Below are 15,237 nucleotides of genomic sequence, written 5' to 3'. Positions count from 1 at the left end.
CATATGCGGCAGAAACGCGATTGAACACTGGAGACGAACAATGAAGAGATTGCTGGCGATCCTCGTTATTGGAATATTGGCAGGGGCCGGAACGGCCGCGCGGGCGGATGAGATGGGCGAAGCCATCCTCCGCGGCCTGGTGAGGCGCGGTATCATCACGCAGACCGACGCGGACGCGATTCGCGCCGATGCCCTGAAGGAGGTTGCGTCTGCCCACGCGAGCGCAGAAGCTCCCGTCGGAGCAGTGGGGGGCGCGGCCGCCGCCGGCCAGAACCGCACAACCATCACCGGGTACATCCAGGCCCGCGCGACGTTTCAAAAGAACGTTCAGCCCTCCAGCAATTTCCTCGTGCGAAGGGCGCGCCTGCGTATCAGCCATCGGACGGAGAACGGGCGCTTCGTCCTGTCTCTTGATGGTGGCCAGAATAATACGAAGGTGCGAGATGCCTACTTCGACTGGCACATCACGCCGCGCCGGAACCACGTTGCTGGTTGGACCCTGCGCAGCGGCCAGTTTCTATATCCCTTCGGCGCGGAGATCGAGCGGTCTTCGGCTGACCGGGAATTCCCGGAACTCCCCGCGGGATGGTCCACGCTGTTCCCCCACACACGTGATCAGGGCTTCAATGTCTCCCGAGGACTGTCCAGGACGACGGATTTCGACCTGGCGATCACGAACGGGAGGTCGGTCCGTCAGGCCGGACGGCTTCAGGATACCGACAACTACAAAGACCTCATAGCCCGAATCCACCACTCGCTCAACCCCCGGGCTGAGGCGTCGATATCGCTTTACCAGGGCCAGCAAACCGTGTCCGGGATGCACATCGACCGCAAGCGATGGGCAGTGGCGGCCCATGCGGAAGATGTCGCAGGCGGCGAAGCCCGGGCCGAGTACATCGGTGCGCGCGATATGGCGCTCAACCTTGGGGAGGGGGACCCATACGGCACGGCTCCGGCGCGGGCCTGGTTCGCCTCTTACGAACACCCTCTGTCCAACAGCCTTTCGCTGGCCGCGCGGTACGCCTCATTCGATCCGGACACGGATAACAGATTCCGGCTCGATGGGGACGGGGAGATTCGGAGCTGGGGAATCGCCGCGATTCAGGATGTGGACGACCATATCCGCTTGACAGTGGCCTGGGAGTCACCGAAGCTCACCCTTTATGACCGGGCGTTGCAGCAGGGTCGCTCCCGCACCGACGATCTTCTCACGCTCCAGGGGCAGTATCGCTTCTAGAGCCGCGCGGGCGGCTCTCAGTCGTGCCGGCGGTGAAGTGGGCGTTGAGCCTGGGCTTACCCAGCCAATAGCAACCGCCCCCGTTTCATGCGGGGTAAGTGGAAGCCGGCGAAGCGCGCGTGGCATACTCAGGCAAGACCCGAAAGGGTTTTGCCTCATGCCATGCAAATATCGCTCAACAACGTAAGCAAGTCCTTCGACGGCAAGGTTGCCCTCGCCAACACCACTCTGGAGGTTCCGCCGCAGCGCACGCTTGTGCTCATCGGTCCGAGCGGGTGCGGAAAATCCACATTGCTGCGCCTCGTGGTGGGCCTCCTCACGCCCGATTCCGGCGCCGTCGCGGTCGACGGTGCGGCGATGACGGAGAAGACACGCATGGCGCTGCGACGGCGTATCGGCTATGTGATACAGGACGGCGGACTGTTCCCCCACCTCACGGCCGCCGGCAACATCGCCCTCGTCGCCAGGCACCTAGGCTGGGACGAGCAACGCATCGGCCAGCGCCTATCGGAGTTGTGCGACCTGGCGCGCATCGAGCCGTACCTTCTGGACCGCTACCCCGTGCAACTCTCCGGCGGACAGCGCCAGCGCGTGGGCCTGATGCGCGCCTTGATGCTGGACCCGAAGGCGCTTCTGATGGACGAGCCTCTGGGCGCGCTGGACCCCATCGTCCGCTCCGGCCTCCAGGAGGACCTGAAGGCGATCTTTCAGCGCTTGAACAAGACGGTCCTCTTCGTGACGCACGATATGGGCGAGGCGGGCTACCTGGGGGACGAGATCGCGATGATGCGGGACGGTCGCATCGTTCAGCGCGGGGCCGTCAGGGATTTGCTGGAGCAGCCGGCGGACCCGTTCGTCACGGAGTTCATCCGTGCCCAGCGCCCGCTCTGGAGCGATACCGCGGAGGCTGCCGGATGAGGCGCACCGCGGCGCTTCTGCTGTGGCTTCTGCTCGGCGCCGCCGGCGCCCACGCGCGGCCGGCGGTGACCATCGGCTCGAAGGCGTTCGCGGAATCGTGGATACTGGGCGATGCGCTGGCCCAGCTCGCGCGGCAAACCGGGTCGGCGGAGGTGGAACACCGAAAGAACCTGGGCGGCACGGAGATCGTGTACCAGGCGCTCAAGTCCGGCGGCATCGATATCTATCCAGAGTACACCGGCACGATCGCCGAGGTGCTCATGAAGTCCCGCGGAAGGCCATCCGTCGCCGAAATGCGCGCTTTTCTGAAGCCGCGCGGCATCGGCGTAAGCGATTCCCTCGGGTTCAACGACGGGTACGCGCTCGCCGTGCTGCCGGGTACACAGAAGAAATACGGCCTCTACAAGCTTTCGGACCTCGCCGCGCACCCGGACCTTCGCCTCGCGCTTTCGCACGAGTTCATCGGCCGCAAGGACGGCTTTCCCGGCCTCGCCGGCGTCTACGGGCTGCACATGCGCGACGTGCGGGGCATTCAGCACGACCTGGCCTATGGCGCGCTCGCCAACGGCGAGGCGGATGTGATGGACATCTACACCACGGACGCCCAGATCGCGAAACTGAACCTCAGGGTGCTGGAAGACGATCGGGGCTTCTTCCCCCGGTACGATGCCGTCCTCCTCTACCGGCTGGAACTGCCGCGCCGCGCGCCCGCCGTTTTCGCCGCCATGGGACGGCTCGCCGGCCACGTGGATGAAGCGGCCATGATACGGGCGAACGCCGCGGTCGTCCTGGGGAAGCGCACCTCGGAGGACGCCGCCGCGGCGCTCTTGCGCGATACGCTGGGCCAGGACACCGGCGCGGCGCCCGTTTCCAGCGTGGCGCGGGACATCGCCCGGAACACTCTCACGCATATGGAACTCGTGGCCGTGTCGCTACTGGCTGCGATCCTCGTGGGCGTACCGCTCGGGATACTGGCGGCCCGCTCCCGCTTCCTCGCCGGGCTCACGCTTTCCGGCGCCGGCCTGCTCCAGACGATCCCCTCGCTCGCGCTTCTCGCCTTCCTCATCGCGCTCTTTCACCGCATCGGCATCGTGCCTTCGCTCGTGGCGCTCTTCCTGTACAGCCTGCTGCCCATCGTTCGCAATACCTACACAGGCCTCTCGACCATCCCCGCCAACCTTTCCGAAGCGGCGGAGGCGCTGGGCCTGTCTCCGATGGCGCGGCTGGTGCGGGTTCTCCTTCCGATGGCCACGCCCTCCATCATGGCCGGCATCAAGACCAGCGCCGTCATCAACGTCGGCACGGCGACACTGGCCGCGCTGATCGGCGCCGGCGGCCTTGGCAACCCCATCCTCCAGGGCATTGCCCTGCGGGACAACAACCTCATCCTCCAGGGCGCCATACCGGTGGCTGTCCTCGCCCTGCTTGTCCAGGGCGGGTTCGACCTCCTCGACCGCGTCGTCATCCCGCGCGGCCTGCGCCTTCGAAGCTGAAAGGCAAGGAGCACCGATGTCCGAGCTTGACCGCAACAAAGAGGCCGTTACGGGCTTCTATGATTTGATGTTCAACCGATGCGAACCGCGCGAGGCGGTGGAACGGTATGTGGGAGCGGAGTACATTCAACACAACCCCACCGTCCCCGACGGCAAAGAGGCGTTCATCGAGTACTTCACGCGGATGGCTGCGGAGTACCCCGGAAAGCGGGTCCACTTCGAGAGGGTGATCGCGGAGGCGAACTTCGTGGCCGTGCATTGCCGCCAGGAGTGGCCGGGCGACGCCGACTGGGCGGGCATCGACATTTTCCGACTGGAAGATGGCAAGATCGTCGAGCACTGGGATGTGCTGCAACGGGTCCCCGCCACATCCGCAAACGGCAACACGATGTTCTGACGCCGCAGCGCCTCGCTTCAACCGTCCGCCCCGCCAAAAATAGCAGGGCGGACGTCGATCAGGCATCGATCCGGGGCCGTGCCTCAGAAGGTGAAGACCCGCGCATCGAGGACGCTTCCGGTCTCAACTCCTTCAACGCTTGCCACGTAGGCTCCCGCAACCTCCGCGGCCGGCATCCCGCCCGACGGGTCCATTCCCATTGCGGCCAGGGTCTCGCTCACCCAGGGAGGGCTGACGATGTTCACGCGGATGCCGCGCGGCGCCTCAAGGGCGGCCGCCCGGGCGAAGCCTTCCAGAGCCGCACCCACCATGCTAATGGCCGCGCTGCCGGGCGTCGGCTCGCCGGCGAGAACCCCGCTCGTCAGAGTGATGCTGCCTCCGTCGTTGATGAGCCCCATGGCGATACGGACCGCGTTCACCTGCCCCATCAGCTTGTTGGAGAGGCAGAACTGGAAATCCTCGTCGGAAAGCTCCTCGAGCGGCTTGAACCTCCCCTCGCCCGCCGCGATGACGACGGCGTCAAACGGCGCGACCTGTTTGAACAGGGTTTGAAGGGATTCGTTCGATGTGATGTCCGCGCGATGCTCTCCACTGGAGCGAGCCACGGGAACGATTTGATGGCGCGGTGAGAGCGCCTGAACCACTGCTTTGCCGATGGTGCCGGTGGCACCGATTACGATGATTTTCAAGTAACACCTCCGTGTTGATATGGCCGTTCCGGTGGCTGGTCCACCTTCGTGGCGACAAGGTATTGAACGCTGAACAGGCGGGCCGCGTCGGTCCAGACCCTGCGGACGGTGAATCCGGCTTCGGCTGCCAGGCCGGCGAAGCCTTCCAGGCTGTACTTGTAGGAGCACTCCGTGAAAATGGTCTCGCCCTCACTGAAAGACACGTCGTCCCGGTCGATGCGCACCGTCTGGTTTGCCAGGCTTTGAAGGTGCATCTCGATCCGGCCGCGATCCTCGTTGTAGAAGGCGTGGTGCCGGAACCGGTCCAGGTTGAAATCCGCTCCAAGTTCCCTGTTGATCCGGCGGAGGAGGTTCATATTGAAGGCCGCGGTGACGCCCCGGCGGTCGTTATAGGCGGCCTCCAGGACCTGTGTGTCTTTCCTCAGGTCCACCCCGATGAGGAGGGCGCCGCCGGGCCCGACCACCCGGGCTATCTGCCGCAAGAACCGGACCGCCTCGGGTCTGTGGAAATTCCCGATTGTGGAACCCGGGAAGTAGACGGACCACCGGGCATTCCCCCGGCCGAACGTGGGCAGGCGGAACGGCGCCGTGTAATCCGCACAGACCGGATGAACCGGCAGACCGGCGTATTCGCAGGCGAGACAGTCGGCCGACCGGCAGAGGTGTTCGCGCGAGATGTCGATCGGAACGTAGGCTTCAAGGTCCGGCAGGTTATCGAGCAGGATGCGGCTCTTGGTGCTGCTCCCGCTGCCATACTCCACCAGAACCACGTCCCGCCCCAGGAGAGTGGCCATTTCGCCGGCGTGCGCCTCCATCAGCGCCGTCTCGGTCCGCGTGGGATAGTACTCTTCCAGGCCGCAGATCTCATCGAAGAGCCGGGACCCTTCCTCGTCGTAGAAGTACTTGCACGGAAGGGTCTTGGGCGCCAGCGACAGCCCGTGGAGCACATCATCGAGGAAGGATTCCGTGTCCGGGTGGAAATCCAGCAGGGGGGCGTGGTGCATTATCGCGGTCATGAGGCGTCCTTCGCGAGGCGGATGCCGGTGAACTGCCATCGGGCGTCCGGCGGGAAGAAGTTGCGATAGGTTGCGCGGATGTGGCTCTCCGGCGTGGCGCACGAACCGCCCCGCAGAACGTACTGGTTACACATGAACTTGCCGTTGTACTCGCCGAGAGCCCCCTCGTCCGGCGCGTAGCCTGGATACGGGGCGTAGGAGCTCCGGGTCCACTCCCATGCGTCCCCGTACATCTGGCTCAGGCCGGCATCCCTGCCGGCGGGCGCCGGATGGAAGCGGCCGCACTCCGCGAAGCTCCCGGTCACCGGCAGGCCGGCCGCCGCTTGCTCCCACTCCGCTTCCGATGGGAGCCGGGCGCCTGCCCAGCGCGCATAGGCGTCCGCCTCGTAATAACTGACGTGACAGACCGGTTCATCTTCGTCCACCGGGCGCATCCCGGAAAGCGTGAAATGCCACCAGCGGCCGTCGCGCTCCTCCCAGTACAACGGCGCACTCCAGCCCGCGTCCTGCACCGCGTTCCAACCGGATGAGAGCCACCACTGCGGCTGCCGGTAGCCGCCGGCCTCCACAAAGGCGATGTACTCCGCGTTGGTGACGAGGCGCGTGGCCAGGGCGAAGCCCTCCAGGTATTCCCGATGGCGCGGGCCCTCATTGTCGAAGGCAAATCCGCCGCCATCGTGCCCGATCCACGCGATGCCGGCCGGGAAGTGAACCCACTTCAGGGGCGGCGCCTCAGCATGGGATTCCCTCGATCGGTCCCGGTACGCGGGCCGAATCGGGTTACCCGCCAGCGCGTTTTTCAGGTCGGTGAGAATCAACTCCTGGTGCTGTTGTTCGTGGTGCAGGCCGAGGGTGAGGACCGGCGCCAAGCGCTCCACCAATTCGCCCTCCGAGATCGCCAGGAGGTCGCGCATCGCTTCGTCCACATGCGCGCGGTAACCATAGACCTCCGCCACCGTCGGGCGGGAGAGCAGCCCACGCTTCGGCCGCGGGTGGCGCTCGCCGACGGCGTTGTAGTAGGAATTGAACAGGTATTCGTACAGCGGATCCGGGGAGCGATAGCCGGCAAGGAACGGCGAGAGGACGAAGGTTTCGAAGAACCAGCTGGTGTGCGCGAGGTGCCACTTCGTGGGGCTGGCGTCCGGCATGGACTGGATGACGTAGTCTTCGGTTTCCAGCGGTTCGCACAGTCGCTCGGTGAAGTCCCGGACCTCGCGGTAGCGCGCTGCCATTGTTCCGGCGGTTGCCACGGGCCTTTCGATGACCGGCATGGTCGGCATCAGTGTCTCCTCCTCACGCCATCAGGCGTCGCAATCAAGATGGTGGACGCCAAAGGAAACGCATGCGCATCCCGGATTGTTCCAATTGTAATTCATCATCTCTTCCGCGAAGAGGCGACGGCTTGCAGGTCCATGGCCGGCGTCTGTCAGTCCGCAGGAATCGGATGGTGCCGCCGTCCGCCAACCTTTCGCGGCCCAACTGCTATCAATGGGAGGCTGTGTTGAAGCACGGATTATCTGCGGCGTTAGGCGCAGTGTCGTTTGCCGCCTGGCTGGCGGCGCCCATTAGCGCGGCAATCCCGCAGGCCATCTCGTTTGAGGGGATTCTTGTCAACGCGGCGGGCCAGCCAAAGCCTGCCGGTACGTACAACATCACATTCCGGCTGTATGACGTAGCCAGTGGCGGCAGCCCGCTGTGGACCGAGGCAGCCAAGCCGGTGACGTTGACCGGCAGCCACGGCCTCTTTACGACGCAGCTTGGGGTTCCCACCCCGTTCGGATCGCTGGCGTTCGACAAGCCGTATTTCGTGGAGGTTCAGATTGCCGGGGAAGCGTCTGCAATGGCGCCGCGATACTCTCTGGCGAGCGTCCCGTACGCACTGAACACACCCTCGGCCACCCTGAGCCTGCCGCTTTCGGGCACGGCCAGCGTTGCGTCTCCGGACAACGCGATGTACGTGCGCAACTCCGGGACCGGGGCGGCCATTGAAGGCTCGTCGGACAACAACAGCGGGATCCTCGGATTGAGCATCAACTACGATGCGGTTGCCGGGTATTCGACCACCGGCAACGGCATCCGGGGAGGCAGCACGAGCAACAAAGGCGTGTTCGGCACGAGTACGGACGGTGTCGGAACCCAGGGCAGCAGCACCAACGGCATCGGCCTCTACGGCAGCAGTTCCAAGAGTTACGGCGTCTACGGGATCAGCACGAGCAGCGCCGGGGTGTATGGCGAAAGCGCAAGCTACGAGGCGGTAAACGGCGTGGGGCACGCCGGCGGATTACCGGCTATCTATGGCCAGAACGACAATTCAGCGGGTGACGGCGTCTGGGGCAGCGGCGCGCACGTCGGCGTCTGGGGCGACTCGGGCGCCGGTACGGGCGTCTACGGTTTGTCGGAGCAGGGCGCGTATGGAGTGATTGGCGAAAGCACGCAGGGGTACGCGGGGGTGTGGGGACACGGCGTTCACAACGGGGTCTTCGGCCAGACGTCCAGCTCGGCGGACAGTGGAGTTTTCGGTCGCAATGAGATGTCCGGCACAGGTGTAACGGGTTACAACGCGTTGACGCAGAGCTGGGGCTGGCTTGGTACGGTCATCAGCCCCGGACCGCCGAACTCACTCACGCCCTACGGCGTCGGGGTCTCCGGCGCCGGTCAGTACGGCGTCTACGGCTACGGGCACGACGGTCCCGGCACAAATGGCCACAACTACGGCGTCTTCGGTTACAACGACGCGTCGGCGGATACGAGCGGCATCCCCGGCAACAGCGCCGTGGGCGTCTCTGGTGTGAGCGTCAATGGGGATGGTGTGTACGGGTTCAGCACCAATGGGCCCGCGGTGGCCGGAGTATCGGGTCAGGGCGGCAGTTTCGGCTTCCTCGGCGGCTATCTCGTCGCACCCAGCGGTTCGAAAACCGGGGTGGGAGTCGCCGGACAAGGGGTCAACGGCGGACTCGCCGGGCGGTTTGAAGGGGAAGTTCAGATCAACGGTACCCTTAACGCCCTCACGAAGAACTTCAGGATCGACCACCCGCTGGATCCCGCCAACAAGTACCTTTACCACACGTCTGTCGAGAGTCCGGACATGAAGAACCTGTACGACGGTATCGCTGTCCTGGATGCTGGAGGCCAGGCCGATGTTCACCTTCCGGGGTATTTCGAGGCGCTCAATATGGACTTCCGGTACCAATTGACCGCCATCGGCGCCCCGGCGCCCAACCTCTTCATCGCCAGCAGAGTTCAGGGGAATACTTTCCGTATCGCGGGGGGAATACCCGGGATGGAGGTCTCCTGGCAAGTCACCGGAATCCGGAAAGACGCCTGGGCGCAGGGGCACCGGACCGTTCCAGAGGTGGATAAACCCGCGGGCGACCGCGGACGGTATCTGACCCCGGAAGCCTATGGCCGGCCGACCAGCGCGGCCATCGACAGTCTGCCGGGGCGATGAGCGCAGCTTTCCCGGGTGGGGCTGCAGGAGGAAAGAGGGATGGAGATGACAGATTCACAGGCCGCGACGGGGAACACGGACGCTTCCCGGGACGAAACCTGGCCGCCGCTGCCGCTTTCCGACTGGAAGGACACTTACGCCACACTCCACATGTGGACGCAGGTCGTAGGAAAAGTCCGGCTCGCGCTGGCGCCGAAGATGAATCACTGGTGGCAGGTGCCGCTTTACGTGACATGCCGGGGCCTCACCACTTCGCCGATGCCGTCCGGCACGCGTCTCTGCCAGATTGATTTTGATTTCATCGACCACGTCCTGCGGATCGAGTCCAGCACCGGGGAGGCGCGCACCCTCGGCCTCCAGCCCTGTGCGTGCGCCGATTTCTACGATCAGGTTATAGGCGCTCTCGAGGCGCTGGACATCCGGCCGCATATGTGGCCCGTACCGGTTGAGATCCCGGACCCTATCCCCTTCAAACGCGATCGCGTGCACTCGTCTTACGATCCGGACGCGGCAAACCGGCATTCGCGCATCCTGCAGCAGGCATTTCGCGTCCTCAGCGAATTTCGCGCCCGCTTTACGGGCAAGTCGAGCCCCGTCCATTTCTTCTGGGGCAGCTTCGACCTGACCGTGAGCCGTTTCTCCGGGCGCCCCGCGCCGCGGCATCCCAATGTGCCGGTGATGTCCGACCGGATAACCGTTCCCGCTTACTCCCACGAGGTGTGCAGTGTTGGATTCTGGCCGGGCGGGTATGGATATGAGGACCCCGCGTTCTACAGCTACGTTTACCCCACGCCGTCGGGGTATGCGGATGCGGAAGTGGAACCGGAGGGGGCCTTCTTCAGCCCGGCGCTCGGAGAGTTCGTTTTACCCTACGAAATCGTTCGCACCGCGGCGAACCCGGACGCGACGCTCCTGGCGTTCGCCCAGAGCGCCTACGAAGCGGCGGCGGATCTCGCGGGCTGGGATCGCGCGGCGCTGGAGGATCCGAACGCCCGTGAACTGATGGCGGGGGGGACGGGGGACTGAATTGCGTCCGGTCCGTGATGAAAGGGGCAGTGCAATGGCGAAACAGTGCGCACATGTGAATCAGATTCAGGCGGTCACCCCGAGCGGCGACGGCTGCAAGGAGTGCCTGGAGATGGGCGACCAATGGGTCCACCTGCGGTTATGCGAGACCTGCGGCCACGTCGGGTGCTGCGACAACTCCAAGAACAAGCACGCGACCAAGCACTTCCACTCCACGGGACACCCCATCATCAAGTCTTTCGAACCCGGGGAGGACTGGGGTTGGTGCTACGTGGACGAGGTCATGCTGGACGCCAGCGCGTGGCCATAACAGCACGCCCGCAACCGGAGCCCCCCTTGAAGGGTCAGTGGGCCAACGTGCGGGATTCTTCTTCCACTTCCCGCGGGCCCAGGAAATCGGCGCCCCATTCGACAACCACCCGGACGCGGTCCGACCAGTCGGGCAGCCGGGCCAGATGCGCCATGCGCGCGGCAAGCCAGCCGGGGAGCCCCCTCAGCTTCAGTCCCAGGAACTCCGACACCCCTTCAGCGCCGCCGAGCGTGGCTACCTCGCCCAGATGCTTGTAACGGAACGCGACCAGGGGGCCGCCGCGAATCCCTCCCACGATGTTCGCCGCGACGGTTCGCGCTTCCTGCAGCGCAGCCTGGGCCGTCCAGGGCACGAACTGTTCTCCCTCCCAGGGCGCTGCCGCGCAGTCGCCCAGCGCGTAGATGTCGGGATGCCCTTTCACCTGGAGGCTCTCGTCCACAAGGAGGCTGCCGCGCGGGTCTTTCGAGAGTGGAAGCCCCCGAACCAGATCGTTCGGCTGGATGCCGGCGGTCCAGATCAGCATTTCGGCCGAGATCCGGCCTGTCCGGCCGCTGGGCAGGTCTTTGACGAGGATGGCGCCCGGCTCCCGACCCGTTACCGCCGTGTGCAGCATCACCCGGATATGGCGGCGACGGAAGGCGTCCATCACACTGGCGGCGAGGGCCTCGTCATGGGGGCATAGAACGTGATCGCTCGCCTCCACAACCACCAGCTCGATGTCCCGCACCGGGTCGAGCTCGGGGTATTTCTGCCGCACGCCGTGCATGATCAGATGGTGGAGCTCGCTGACAAGCTCGACGCCGGTGCATCCGGCGCCGGCAAGCACGATCGTCAGGAGGCGGCGCCGCGCGTCCGGGTCCGTTTCGCGGCGGGCGCGCTCGAAAAGGCTCAGGAAGTGGTCGTGCATCTTCAACGCGTCGTCGAGCGTCTTCAACGGCATGCTCTCCGCCTGGACGTTGGGCAGACCGTAGTAGTTTGCTTCGCTGCCCAGCGCGAGGACGAGGGTGTCATATGGCAGCGGGCCGCCATCCAGCGCCACCACGCGCGCGTCCAGGTCCAGACTTTCGACCGTGGCGTTGTGGAATTCAATATCTTTCCCCACGAGGGTGGAGACAGGTCTCGCGACCTCGTATGGCTCCAGCAAACCCGCCGCCACTTCGTGCAGCAGCGGGGTGAAGAGGAAATGGTCCTCGCGGCTGACGAGGTGGATCTCCGCCTCCCCGGGCTTGAGGCGGCTCTTGAGGTGAAGGGCCGTGTACAGCCCGCCGAACCCGCTCCCGAGGATCACCACCTTCTGTGGACTTTTCCCCCCCGGAGTGGTCTTTTTGATGCTCATTGTGTTGACTGCCATGGCTTCTCGTTTCACTTCCCCGCCCGCTCGTCCAGGGCGGCCAACAGCGTGACCGCCATATGTTCGAACAGTGCCGCTTCCGGCGGTTTCGGTACACATGCGACCGCCGGGCGGTTCTCGTCCGTACAGTCCCGGAGGGCAATTGAGATCGGCACCTCTCCGAGATAGCGAACGCCAAGGCGCCGGGCCAGAGCCGGGACCGCGCCGGACGCTTCCGCAGCGTTCCGCTGCCCGCAATGGCGGCATTGGTAGTAGCTCAGGTTCTCGATAAGGCCAAGGATGGGCACGCCGAGTTGCCCGAAGTCAGCGACGGCGGCCTCGGTTACGCCTTCCTGCGCGCCCTGAGGCGTGGCGACTATCACAGTACCTTCCAGCTCAAGCCGTTGGATCAGCAACGCCGCGGCTTCTTTCAGGGAAGGCAGCTCGACGAACAGTATGTCCAGATTGTCCCATGCGACCAGGTGCGCGAACCGGTCAGCCAGGTCGGCGCCGGACGGCCGCCGGCCATCCGATCGTTCCTCTTCGCTGACCAGGTACGCGAGAGCCGTCACCTGGATGCCGTATCTCTCGACGGGGACCAGCCTTCCGTCCCGCCATCGAGGTTCAGCGGCGCCAAGCATTTCCGGGATGATTGGCCCACGGGGATCGGTGCCCGTGAGGCCCACACGCCGGCCGGTGGCGGCCACGGCAGCCGCAAGGTTGATGGCAATCGTCCTGCGGCCCGCGCCGGGGCGTCCACCGGCAATCCCTATAGCGATGGGTGCGGTTCGCGTCAATTCACGTCTCTCCGGGCGACGGTGAGCCCCCTGGGGCCACGCCGCATGAGTGCGCGCCGACGGGCCGGACCCCTGCCTGGAGTGCATCCCGCCGGCAGTGGGATAACCCGAGGAGTAACAGCCCCGTTCCGGGCCGCGGACGCCCGCGGCCGCTCTCAGGTCTCATCGCCCGCCGCGCGAAACGCCCGCCGTGGGATTACACACGGCGGGCGTTCCACGGGGAATTTCGATCAGGCTGTCCTGTAGGATTCCGTGAACTCCTCCGTTTCGGTTTCCGGTGGGAGTATGGCGTAGCGCCCCCGGGCCGCGAACATCCGCAGCGCGAGATAGACGATGGGCAATATTCCACCCACGATGAAGAGCATGTCTCCCGGCATCCGCAGCCACTCGAAGAAGCGCACCATCGGTTGGCTGAAAAACGCCGGCTCGCGCGCGTGCCAGTAGCCGTTGGTGAAGCTGTCGTTCAACTGGAGGATACCGATCGGCACGAGGTTCACGAAGAGCATCATGGCCAGCCCTATGTTCAGGCTCCAGAACGAGATCTTCATCGCCCGCTCAGAGTTCTTGTCCGGCGGGATGAAATAGCGGGCCACGAACATGAAAAAGCCGATGGCGAGCATACCGTAGACGCCCATCATCGCGCCGTGGGCATGGTTCGCGGTGAACTGCGTCCCGATCTCGTAGTAACTCACGATCGGCAGGTTCACGAGGAACCCGAAGACACCTGCTCCGAGGAAATTCCAGAATCCGACCGCGATGAGGAACATCACCGCCCATTTGTGCGGAAACGCGCGGCTCGTTACGTTCATCGCCGAGTTTGCCGACTCGGCGCTCCCCAACCGCATGAAGCGCCACGCTTCGTACGTCAGGAGCACAAGCGGAATGACCTCCATGGCCGAGAAGAAAGCGCCGAGCGACATATGGATGGCGGGCGCGCCGGAGAAATAGAGATGGTGCATTGTTCCGATGACACCGCCGACGGAATAGAGGATGATATCCAGGTACACCACGCGGGTCGCCGTGGGCAGGCGAACGACACCGATCAGGACGAAGATGTACGCGACCATGATCGTGGTGAATAGCTCCAGGAAATCCTCAACCCAGAGGTGTACGACCCAGAAGCGCCAGAAGTCCATCACGGCGAAATTGGCCGTCTTGCCGAACATCATGCCGGCCGCGTAGAAAAGCGGTATCGAGAGCGCGCTGTAGAGGAACAGGTAAGGCAGGTTGCCCGGATGCTCGTGGACGAGGCGGCTGCGCAGCCCCCGCACCAGGATGAAGACCCAGAAGACCATGCCGATGACGAGCAGTATCTGCCAGAACCGGCCCAGGTCCAGGTATTCCCAGCCCTGCGCGCCGACCCAGAACCAGGGGCCACTGCGCGGGATGTAGCCCTTGAGGCTGGCGGCCTCACCCAGCAGGCTCCCGACTACGACGAGAACGACAGCCGCGAACAGCGCAATGGCAAGCTTGTCCTGATGCTTCGGCTCCCGCCGGGCGATCATCGGGGTGATGAAGATACCCATGGCGAGGAAACTGGCCGAGACGAAGAAGAGTGCGAGTTGAAGGTGCCACATCCGTGTGAGATTGTAGGGGAAGTACGAGGAGATTCCCAACCCGTAAAAGCCGGCCGGCTCAACGTGGTAGTGCGCGTTCGCGCCGCCGAGAAGGCCCTGCACCAGGAAGAGACCCGCCACGACCAGGAAATACCAGGCGGTGGCGCGCTGGGATGGGGTAAGCCGTACCTCCTCCGGCGGGCGGAAGGTAACCCTCTGGCTTGCATCCTCGTCCTCGGCATGATGCCAGCCCAGAATGTCGTAACGCCCCACGACGAACATGATCAAGCCGATTCCGCCAAGCAGCGAGATGAGGCTCAGAGCGCTCCAAAGGAACGCCTCGGGAGTCGGTGCGTTTCCGGCCATCGGTTCCGGAGGCCAGTTGTTGGTATAGGAATACGTCCGGCCCGGCCGGGCAGCCGAGGCCGCCCACGCTGCCCAGGAGAAGTAGGCCGTCAGCCGCCGGACGTCGGCCGGGTCGGCAAGATGCGGACGCTGGAGCCCGACCTGACCGGAAGATGGCCCGAACCAGTCCCGGTAGAACACCGCCAGAGTTTCAAATGCGCGAGCCTGTGCGGCCGTGTACGAGAGCGTGCCTGTCGCGGGGTCATACCGGTTGGTCTTTAGGTCGGTGAGAACCTGTTTCTGGGCTGATGGGGCGTCCAAGCCGGCGGCCAGGTAAAAGGACGTCATGTCCTGCCCGGCTTGGTGCAGATACTGGGCCGTGAAATCCGGCCCCAGATACGCCCCATGGCCGAAGATCGAGCCGAACTCCATCAGTCCCAATTTCTGGAAGATGTGCTGCCCGGCCATGACATCATCGCCCGTGAAGAGGACTCTTCCGCCATCGACGACGATCCGACGCGGAACGGGGGGATGGTTCGTGATGATCGCGCGGGCAAGGAAACCCAGCACCGCAAAGCCGAAAAGGAAGGTCAGTAGAGCGACCTGAATCCATGGGGTGGGAACAGTGAGTCTCCGCACGTGCTCGTTCATTGCGACCTCCTGCGCGAAACGAGT

General features: G+C 64.6%; 13 protein-coding genes. 7 read left to right on the top strand and 6 right to left on the bottom strand.

The window, feature by feature from the left end:
* The first annotated feature begins 40 nt into the window (after positions 1-40).
* The 4 genes from VGM51_06745 to VGM51_06730 all read left to right on the top strand — a co-directional run bounded on the left by VGM51_06745 (position 41) and on the right by VGM51_06730 (position 4,045).
* Positions 41-1,237, top strand: coding sequence for a porin (locus VGM51_06745; GenBank protein HEY3412739.1), 1,197 nt, complete (start codon positions 41-43; stop codon positions 1,235-1,237).
* A gap of 162 nt (positions 1,238-1,399) precedes the next feature.
* Positions 1,400-2,155, top strand: a complete 756-nt coding sequence (locus VGM51_06740) for an ATP-binding cassette domain-containing protein (protein ID HEY3412738.1) — start codon at positions 1,400-1,402, stop codon at positions 2,153-2,155.
* Positions 2,152-3,648 (top strand): glycine betaine ABC transporter substrate-binding protein, encoded by a 1,497-nt coding sequence (locus tag VGM51_06735; protein HEY3412737.1) that lies wholly within the window; start codon positions 2,152-2,154, stop codon positions 3,646-3,648. The genes VGM51_06740 and VGM51_06735 overlap by 4 nt, the downstream gene beginning before the upstream one ends.
* 16 nt (positions 3,649-3,664) lie before the next feature.
* The gene (locus VGM51_06730; protein ID HEY3412736.1) at positions 3,665-4,045 is read left to right on the top strand and encodes a nuclear transport factor 2 family protein; all 381 of its coding nucleotides are present in this window, start codon (positions 3,665-3,667) and stop codon (positions 4,043-4,045) included.
* An 83-nt stretch (positions 4,046-4,128) separates the two neighbouring features.
* Here the strand turns inward: VGM51_06730 and VGM51_06725 are convergent, their stop codons facing one another.
* The 3 genes from VGM51_06725 to egtB are packed head-to-tail and all read right to left on the bottom strand — an operon-like array spanning position 4,129 to position 7,030.
* On the bottom strand, positions 4,129-4,734 hold the full coding sequence (locus VGM51_06725; protein ID HEY3412735.1) for a short chain dehydrogenase: 606 nt from the start codon (positions 4,732-4,734) through the stop codon (positions 4,129-4,131).
* Complete coding sequence (egtD, locus tag VGM51_06720) at positions 4,731-5,750, bottom strand: L-histidine N(alpha)-methyltransferase (protein HEY3412734.1); 1,020 nt, start codon at positions 5,748-5,750, stop codon at positions 4,731-4,733. Before egtD ends, VGM51_06725 begins: the two co-directional genes overlap by 4 nt.
* The gene (egtB, locus tag VGM51_06715) at positions 5,747-7,030 is read right to left on the bottom strand and encodes an ergothioneine biosynthesis protein EgtB (protein ID HEY3412733.1); all 1,284 of its coding nucleotides are present in this window, start codon (positions 7,028-7,030) and stop codon (positions 5,747-5,749) included. Before egtB ends, egtD begins: the two co-directional genes overlap by 4 nt.
* Positions 7,031-7,251: 221 nt before the next feature.
* On the opposite strand from egtB, the gene VGM51_06710 reads away from it, so the two are divergent.
* From VGM51_06710 to VGM51_06700, 3 genes are read left to right on the top strand one after another with little or no spacing between them, the layout of a single operon-like run.
* Positions 7,252-9,198, top strand: a complete 1,947-nt coding sequence (locus VGM51_06710) for a hypothetical protein (GenBank protein HEY3412732.1) — start codon at positions 7,252-7,254, stop codon at positions 9,196-9,198.
* A 45-nt stretch (positions 9,199-9,243) separates the two neighbouring features.
* A complete protein-coding gene (locus tag VGM51_06705; GenBank protein HEY3412731.1) occupies positions 9,244-10,224 on the top strand; it encodes a DUF5996 family protein in 981 nt (326 codons plus the stop codon).
* A gap of 34 nt (positions 10,225-10,258) precedes the next feature.
* Positions 10,259-10,534 (top strand): UBP-type zinc finger domain-containing protein, encoded by a 276-nt coding sequence (locus VGM51_06700; protein ID HEY3412730.1) that lies wholly within the window; start codon positions 10,259-10,261, stop codon positions 10,532-10,534.
* 34 nt (positions 10,535-10,568) lie between these two features.
* Here the strand turns inward: VGM51_06700 and VGM51_06695 are convergent, their stop codons facing one another.
* The 3 genes from VGM51_06695 to VGM51_06685 all read right to left on the bottom strand — a co-directional run bounded on the left by VGM51_06695 (position 10,569) and on the right by VGM51_06685 (position 15,213).
* Positions 10,569-11,885, bottom strand: coding sequence for an NAD(P)/FAD-dependent oxidoreductase (locus tag VGM51_06695; GenBank protein HEY3412729.1), 1,317 nt, complete (start codon positions 11,883-11,885; stop codon positions 10,569-10,571).
* Positions 11,886-11,896: 11 nt separating this feature from the next.
* Positions 11,897-12,661, bottom strand: coding sequence for a P-loop NTPase (locus VGM51_06690; protein ID HEY3412728.1), 765 nt, complete (start codon positions 12,659-12,661; stop codon positions 11,897-11,899).
* Positions 12,662-12,891: 230 nt separating this feature from the next.
* Positions 12,892-15,213: a cbb3-type cytochrome c oxidase subunit I gene (locus VGM51_06685; GenBank protein HEY3412727.1), complete on the bottom strand. Its 2,322-nt coding sequence runs from the start codon at positions 15,211-15,213 to the stop codon at positions 12,892-12,894.
* Between the last annotated feature and the right edge of the window lie 24 nt (positions 15,214-15,237).

It is taken from the genome of Armatimonadota bacterium, from assembly GCA_036504095.1.
Lineage (GTDB): Bacteria > Armatimonadota > DTGP01 > JAKQQT01 > JAKQQT01 > DASXUL01.
This window is presented reverse-complemented; position numbering and strand designations above follow the sequence as displayed.

Bases quoted from the DNA above. Each gene is read 5' to 3' on its own strand.
- VGM51_06745 (HEY3412739.1), top strand. From the start codon at position 41: ATGAAGAGATTGCTGGCGATCCTCGTTATTGGAATATTGGCAGGGGCC.
- VGM51_06740 (HEY3412738.1), top strand. From the start codon at position 1,400: ATGCAAATATCGCTCAACAACGTAAGCAAGTCCTTCGACGGCAAGGTT.
- VGM51_06735 (HEY3412737.1), top strand. From the start codon at position 2,152: ATGAGGCGCACCGCGGCGCTTCTGCTGTGGCTTCTGCTCGGCGCCGCC.
- VGM51_06730 (HEY3412736.1), top strand. From the start codon at position 3,665: ATGTCCGAGCTTGACCGCAACAAAGAGGCCGTTACGGGCTTCTATGAT.
- egtD (HEY3412734.1), bottom strand. From the start codon at position 5,750: ATGACCGCGATAATGCACCACGCCCCCCTGCTGGATTTCCACCCGGAC.
- egtB (HEY3412733.1), bottom strand. From the start codon at position 7,030: ATGCCGACCATGCCGGTCATCGAAAGGCCCGTGGCAACCGCCGGAACA.
- VGM51_06705 (HEY3412731.1), top strand. From the start codon at position 9,244: ATGACAGATTCACAGGCCGCGACGGGGAACACGGACGCTTCCCGGGAC.
- VGM51_06700 (HEY3412730.1), top strand. From the start codon at position 10,259: ATGGCGAAACAGTGCGCACATGTGAATCAGATTCAGGCGGTCACCCCG.
- VGM51_06695 (HEY3412729.1), bottom strand. From the start codon at position 11,885: ATGGCAGTCAACACAATGAGCATCAAAAAGACCACTCCGGGGGGGAAA.
- VGM51_06685 (HEY3412727.1), bottom strand. From the start codon at position 15,213: ATGAACGAGCACGTGCGGAGACTCACTGTTCCCACCCCATGGATTCAG.